The organism is Microcoleus sp. Pol12B5, assembly GCF_036701335.1.
Classification (GTDB): domain Bacteria; phylum Cyanobacteriota; class Cyanobacteriia; order Cyanobacteriales; family Microcoleaceae; genus Microcoleus.
Genome location: NZ_JAUBQQ010000017.1, coordinates 1 through 6,579, shown reverse-complemented (window position 1 = coordinate 6,579; position 6,579 = coordinate 1). Strand labels below are relative to the sequence as shown.

The 6,579-nt window shown below is 46.0% G+C and carries 6 protein-coding genes and 2 pseudogenes; 4 read left to right on the top strand and 4 right to left on the bottom strand.

Features of this window, described 5'->3' with window-relative positions; genetic code table 11:
* A partial coding sequence (locus QUA24_RS10990) for a hypothetical protein (protein WP_333229560.1) occupies window positions 1-195 on the bottom strand: 195 nt, incomplete at its 3' end.
* Between the two features lie 120 nt (window positions 196-315).
* Here QUA24_RS10990 and QUA24_RS10985 point away from each other — a divergent pair.
* Complete coding sequence (locus tag QUA24_RS10985; protein WP_333229557.1) at window positions 316-870, top strand: 2'-5' RNA ligase family protein; 555 nt, start codon at window positions 316-318, stop codon at window positions 868-870.
* Window positions 871-1,004: 134 nt separating this feature from the next.
* Here QUA24_RS10985 and QUA24_RS10980 read toward each other — a convergent pair whose 3' ends face one another.
* The gene (locus QUA24_RS10980) at window positions 1,005-1,691 is read right to left on the bottom strand and encodes a ComF family protein (protein WP_333229555.1); all 687 of its coding nucleotides are present in this window, start codon (window positions 1,689-1,691) and stop codon (window positions 1,005-1,007) included.
* Window positions 1,692-1,763: 72 nt separating this feature from the next.
* Between QUA24_RS10980 and QUA24_RS10975 the strand changes: the two genes are divergently transcribed.
* Window positions 1,764-4,250, top strand: coding sequence for a putative PEP-binding protein (locus QUA24_RS10975; RefSeq protein ID WP_333229553.1), 2,487 nt, complete (start codon window positions 1,764-1,766; stop codon window positions 4,248-4,250).
* A 370-nt stretch (window positions 4,251-4,620) separates the two neighbouring features.
* A complete protein-coding gene (locus tag QUA24_RS10970) occupies window positions 4,621-5,067 on the top strand; it encodes a hypothetical protein (protein WP_333229551.1) in 447 nt (148 codons plus the stop codon).
* A 269-nt stretch (window positions 5,068-5,336) separates the two neighbouring features.
* Here the strand turns inward: QUA24_RS10970 and QUA24_RS10965 are convergent, their stop codons facing one another.
* Together QUA24_RS10965 and QUA24_RS10960 are read right to left on the bottom strand one after the other, a co-directional pair.
* Complete coding sequence (locus tag QUA24_RS10965; RefSeq protein WP_015179076.1) at window positions 5,337-5,624, bottom strand: RNA recognition motif domain-containing protein; 288 nt, start codon at window positions 5,622-5,624, stop codon at window positions 5,337-5,339.
* A 91-nt stretch (window positions 5,625-5,715) separates the two neighbouring features.
* Window positions 5,716-6,018: pseudogene (locus tag QUA24_RS10960) on the bottom strand (IS630 family transposase); the annotation flags it as partial.
* A gap of 208 nt (window positions 6,019-6,226) precedes the next feature.
* Between QUA24_RS10960 and QUA24_RS10955 the strand changes: the two are divergent.
* Window positions 6,227-6,579 (top strand): annotated as a pseudogene (locus QUA24_RS10955) (IS630-like element ISMae26 family transposase); the annotation flags it as partial.

The window sequence follows — 6,579 nt, the reverse complement described above, 5'->3', positions numbered from 1 at the left end:
GACGATCGCCTTCGCCTCATCCATCGAACTCGCCTCAAACATCAACATACCGCCGCCCCGCCGCGCCCAGTAGCCAGTTTTCGCTCGGTGTCCTTTAGAAATCAACTCTCGAACATAAGCTCTGTGAGCTGGCACGTATTGGTCAAAAACAGGCTTTTCGACAATTCCTTGCTCAATTTTGACAAACCAAGGCATTTTTATTTGGGATTTTAGATTTTATATTTTAGATTGGGAATGGGCGATCGGCAACGGGATCTAGGGCAAATGCTCTATATTCCATTTTCCACCATCCTTTCTTAACTGCGATGTTATCCTATGAACCAGTCAAAACAGCGATTTTTTATTGCCCTAGTGCCGCCTCCCGATATTGAACAGCACATTACTGAGATTCAACAGTATTTTGCGGAACATTATAACAGCCTCGGAGCTTTGAATTCGCCGCCGCACATCACGCTACAACCTCCTTTTCACTCGTTAGCGAAGGATGTTCCCAAATTAGAGGAAAGTTTGAACCAGTTTTCTGCAAATCGGCTGCCAATTCCCGTTACTCTATCCGGTTTTGCTGCTTTCGCGCCCCGCGTCATTTACGCTGATGTTGTCAAATCACCCGAATTGCTGGAAATTCACAAAGATTTGATGAGTTATATGGAGGCAAGTTTGGGAATTGTCGATCGAGTTTCTCAAACTCGCCCATTTGTACCGCACATGACAGTAGCGTTTCGCGATTTAACTAAAGAGAATTTTCAAACGGCTTGGTTGGAATTTGCAGGGCGATCGCTCCACTTTGAGTTTACCGCTTCGGCATTAACTTTACTGCTTCACGACGGCAGCCACTGGAACATCAGCAATCAATTCCCACTTTCCGCCTAAACTCTCTCCCTTCTTTCTCTTCCTTCGCGGGCTTCGCGTCTTCAGGGTTCGTTTTCCCAAAAAATCTTGTTAGCAAATTCTGATTAATATCATGTCCTCACTACAAACATTTTTAAACTAAAAGACAAAATAGCCTACCGATCGCTCTTATTCGGAGTTGCAAGTGCCACAGTTCCATAAACCGAAATTCCCGATTGTTCCAAAATTTTAATGGCCGATTTAACAGTAGTACCGCTAGTGTAAATATCATCAACTAACAGCACTCGATCGCGCGGGAGCCGACGACGAAAATCTTTCCCCAAACTTAAAGCATTTTTCATTTCCGCTTGGCGCTGCTGTGGCGTCAGAGCGAATAAAGCCTGAGTATTTTTCACCCGCTCCAAACCGTGCCGCTGCAAAGGCAAACCAGTCAGCTCGCAAAAACTTTCAGCCAAAAGTTCCGCCTGGTTAAAACCGCGCTCCTTGAGCTTTTCTTGATGCAGGGGAATCGGTACAACTGTTAAATTTTCTATAGCTATTTCGGGAAAACTCAGCCAAGCTTCTGCCAGCCAGCCGCCTAGAGGTTTGGCTAATTGCGGATTGCCGTCATATTTCAAAGCTGCGATCGCCCGTTTGAGAGCCCCGCCATACTCACCCCACACAAAAACACGCTGCTGTGAATGCCAAAATCGACCTGGATCGCTTAACTGACATCGCTGAAGTTGCTTGTGACAGTAGGGACAAAACTCTCCGGCGGCAGGTCGCTGACAAAGAGGACAGTTAGACTTAAGAAATAGATTAAGAAAAGATTTGACTAATCCCGTCCATTGTCGCTTGTTCATCCTAAAATTGTCGTAAGTGATTAATGGGAAAAACTTTCAACTTCAATCAGTTTCCACCGACAGGCTCGCAGCGTGAAAAACCTCTACTGGTTAGACAAAATTCAACCTTCAGACAGAGATGCAGTGGGAGAAAAAGCATTTTACTTGAGCTGTTTGCTCCAGAAAAATCATCCTGTTGTACCTGGTTTTGTCGTACCAGCTACCACATTCTGGCAGTTTTTAGAGTCGATCGAGTGCCTAGAACCGCTGTTTGCTGACTGGCCACACTCTTCACTGCACTTGAATGTCGATGAACCCAGACAACTGCAATCGATCGCCCGCAGCATCCGCCACCAAATCCTCGCCGGCAAACTGCCAGATTCACTGCTCTCCACCCTAGAGTCTGCTGTTTCTCAACTCAACTCCAAGTCAAACTTAAACTCCACAGCCTTAATTTTTCGCCCTTCCCTGACTTCCTGGAACCCGAAAACAGTGGGCATTCTGGCATCTCAGGCAGTACGGGCAGAACCCGAAGCCATTGGGGACGGACTCAAACGAGCTTGGGCAGAAATGTTCAGAGCCCGAAGTCTATTTTACTGGCAGCGGTGCGGCCTGCGGGTACAGCAAATCAATCCCGCAGTTTTGGTGCAGCCACTTCAAGAAGCCATCGCCGCGGGCGAGGTGAAAACAAAGGCGGGTGCACAGTGGGAAATCCAAGCCACCAGCGGTTTGGGATTGTCCCTCGCTAAGGGAGAAACCATCCCCGATTACTATCAAGTGCAGCCGGAAACAAGCGCGGTTAAATTCCAGCGGATCGGTTACAAAACATTAGCCTACAATCTCAAAGTCGGCGATGGTGAACCGAAAAAAAAACTCCTGCTGGGCAAGTTTGCTGCTTTCCCAATTCCCGATTCTCCCTTTATAATTCCTGATTTTGCTGACTGTTGCGTGCAAGTTTTAGCGCTGGGAGAGGAAGCACAAACAGAATACGTTTTAGAGGAATCGCAACTGCAAGAAATCATTGAATTGAGTAAAAAAGCGATCGCCGAATTTGACTCAGATTTAATTTTGGAGTGGACGCTAAACCAGACAGCAAACAGCGGCGAACCGCAGTTTTATTTCACTCAAGTTCGTCTGGTGAAAGGGGAAAAAGTCGCGCCACGAGAGGAAACTTCGATCGCCCTCCGGCAGCCCAACTCGATCGCCCCAGCCCGAACTCCTGCCATACTTAGAGGTGTGGGAGCAGCATCAGGAAAAGCCGAAGCAATTGCCCAAGTTATGACTAATTCCCACCCAGAAAACGCGGAATTCTTAGCGGGAGGCATTTTGGTAGCTCGGACAATCGATCCGAATTGGCTGCCTTGGCTGAAGGTTGCTGCTGGGGTGGTTGCCGAACAAGGAGGTATGACAGGCCACGGCGCCATTTTAGCAAGAGAATTGGGGATTCCCGCCGTTGTGGGAGTGATCGGGGCCACGCGGGCGATCGCATCGGGCGATTCGGTTTTGGTAGACGGCGATAGCGGAGAAGTTTTTGCCCTCGCCCAACACGATGCGATCGACAGAGGAGACAGCAGCCGACTTCGGGACACAGCAAAAAAGGCCAATATATACAGTACAGCAGCAAAAATGTCAATAGCCAAGCACCAATCTTCTACCTCCGAGCGATCGTCCAATTCCGGGCCTAAATCTCGACAATCTGAGTCTACTCAATATGTTTGGGGCCCACCAACGGCGACTCAACTGCTAGTTAATGTCAGCCAAACAAGTTCGATTGACCGCCTCAAAAATCTGCCAATAGACGGCATCGGATTGCTGCGATCGGAATTAATGGCATTAGAAGCTTTGGACTGTCAAAACCCCAAAGTTTGGCTACAAGACGGCCGCCAATCGGAATTTGTCGATCGCATGGCCGATTGCCTGAGCTTATTTGCTGCTGCCGTTTCGCCGCGACCAATATTTTATCGCTCTCTCGATTTACGGGAGTCAGGCGCCCACGGCAGTTTCAGTTATACCTTTGAACCGGAATTATTTGATTGGGAACTCTGCGTACTTCAAAAAGTCTGCGAGTCAGGCCATACCAATGTTAATTTAATTTTGCCTTTCGTGCGCTCGGTTGACGAGTTTATCTACTGCCGCCAGCGCTTAGAAACAATTTGGAAAAACCGCTCAACCGAGTTTCAACTGTGGATTATGGCGGAAGTTCCTTCAGTGTTATTTTTATTGCCAGATTACGTAACAGCAGGAGTTCAAGGAATTTCCATCGGCACCAACGATTTAACCCAATTTCTGTTAGGCAGTCACCGCAACTCCGACCAGGTAGCAGGTGCTTTCAACGGGCGCGATCGAGCAGTGATGAGGGCGATCGAACAATTAATCAAACAGGCCCGGGCCGCCGGCATTCCTTGCTCAATCTGCGGCGACGCTCCCGCATTATATCCCGACACAGTTGAATCCTTCGTGCGGTGGGGAATTTCGTCTATTTCGGTCAATCTCGATGCTGTAGAACAAACTAGCAGGGCGATCGTCCGCGCCGAACAGCGCCTGCTGCTAGAAGCCGCTCGAGCGATAATTAACAATTAACCACTCCCGGACGCACTTGACCTCAGAAATCCCGTTTCTACTCTAAATCATAGTTTTGGCAAGCAGTCACCCGCTCAGAAATCGGATTTCTAGACAACCCGTGCGTCCCGGAATATTAACAACTACAGAAACCCGGTTTCTAATTATATAGCAACCGCCCAGACAGTGAGGACATTGTTAATTGGTGAAGCCCTTGCTTGTATTGCTTTTACTATTTCTTCCTTATTCCTTATTCCTTATTCCTTCTTCCTGACATCCGTTACATCCGTTACATCCCGTACATTGCTCGTTGCCGAACTTATTTCCACTAACATCCGATTTTAAAGCTAGGATAGAAATATCACCAATTCTTGACCCGGAGGTAAAAACCGTGAAATCAAAAATTATTGCAACCGCAGCAATACTTGCCGCCCTAGCATTTCTGCATCCTCACCCAGCATTATCTCAACCTGCAACTGACGGTGGCAAAAAACCAGGATTCTGGCAACCTCAAGCGCAGGTTGACAATACTCGCAACATTACCCTAAGACTGTTAAATGAAACTGGATTAAACCTAGAATACGGTGAATCAGGTGGCAGCTTGTCATCCTTGCCAGTCGGAGCCAGCAGAAACATCAGTGTTCGCATCAGCAATCGTACCGGCGACATTGCCAATATTCCGATTAATGCCACAACAGCAACCACAACTTTGAAATACGACTATAACGTTGACTCGCAGACAAACATTTTGACGATTCGCATCACCAGATCAGACGGCAGCACTCGGCAAGACAGATCAGTTTATATTGATGAAAAAGGGCGAGTTTACTCTTTCTAAGATTAATGCTCATCAACCCGGTTTCTCCTGATAAATTTTGATTTTAGCAGCGAGGTATCGCAGAAGAAATCGGGTTTCTAGACTACCGCGCATAAACTCTGTCTTTCTCAAAAAGTTATGAATCAAGTCCAGCCCATAAAGAATAGATGTTCTTGTGCAGCGGATTTGACATTTCATCCCCAAAATCAACTGTTGCTTGCAATTCGGTGCTAGTGGCGTACTGGTGCATCAGGTGGGTTTCGAGAGGATGTCAACCGCCGCATCGCGGACTAATATCCGTCGTTTCTCTTGATACCTGCGCCTCGATTTCCCTCTTCTTTCGGTTTAGCTTTGTTCACTCGCAAGGGGCGCCCCATCCACTCTGCACCGTCTAATTCGGCAATTGCAGCGTCTTCTTGGGCATCCTCCATCATCTCAACAAATGCAAAACCGCGCATCCGACCAGTTTCCCTGTCGGTAGGCAAGACAACTCGCTTGACTGTGCCGTATTCTGCAAATACTGCTTTTAGGTCTTCTTCGGTGGCGCGGTAAGACAGATTTCCAATGTAGATAGTCATGTCGATCGAACTGAACTTGTGGTGCTATACATAATAACCTGTTAATTTAACTGTCAAGTGCTATAGCGATCGCAAATCATTCGTAAATTAACTAAGGGTTCGATCGAGCAGCAGTTCCATTGAGTATTGGTTCAAAAATACCAAATTTGTGTAACTTGAGAAAGTCAAAGCTTTGTGACTGTATAGTAAAATTAAAAAACCATTTTACCAAGGCAAAAGAACTGAGCCGCTTCCCAAATTTTCTCACCCAAGTCTTGGCATGAAGCCAAATATCTTCGACTGGATTCTGCTCCGGAGCATTGGGAGCAAACAGGACACAAGTTAAAGGCCATTCATCCCGCTCCTTACCTTGATTAATTTCTTCTAGGTAAGTTTTCATTTCTTTATATTTATTTATAGCCTTTCTCAGAAAGATGAGGTATGATGTTACTGACACTCATTCATGAGGGTCAAACAGAGAACACACATCGAATGAACTATAATTATATGGTTACGCACAAGCCACGTGAAAGCGATAGCACACATAATAGCATTTTTCTGACAGCACGCTCTGGTTGACTCACAACACGTTTACTTCTACTCCTCTTCATACATTGTTAAAAATGAAAACTTATTCGATTGATTTTAGGCAAAAAATCCTTGATACTTATCATACTGAACCGATTTCACAAAAAGCAATAGCTAAGCGTTTTTCTGTAGCCCTCAGCTTTGTACAAAAATTGCTTAAACAATATCGTGAAACAAAAAACATTAATCCCCGAACTCACCGATGTGGAGTCAAAGGCAAACTGAATGCAGAGCAACTACTCATATTGGGGGAATTGATTGAATTAAACAATGATGCTACTCTTGAAGAACTTCGTTATTTACTTTATGGGAAAATTGGATTTTCCGTTAGTAGAGCGACAATAGCAAGAATGATAAAACTCTTAGATATTACTGTCAAAAAAAAACT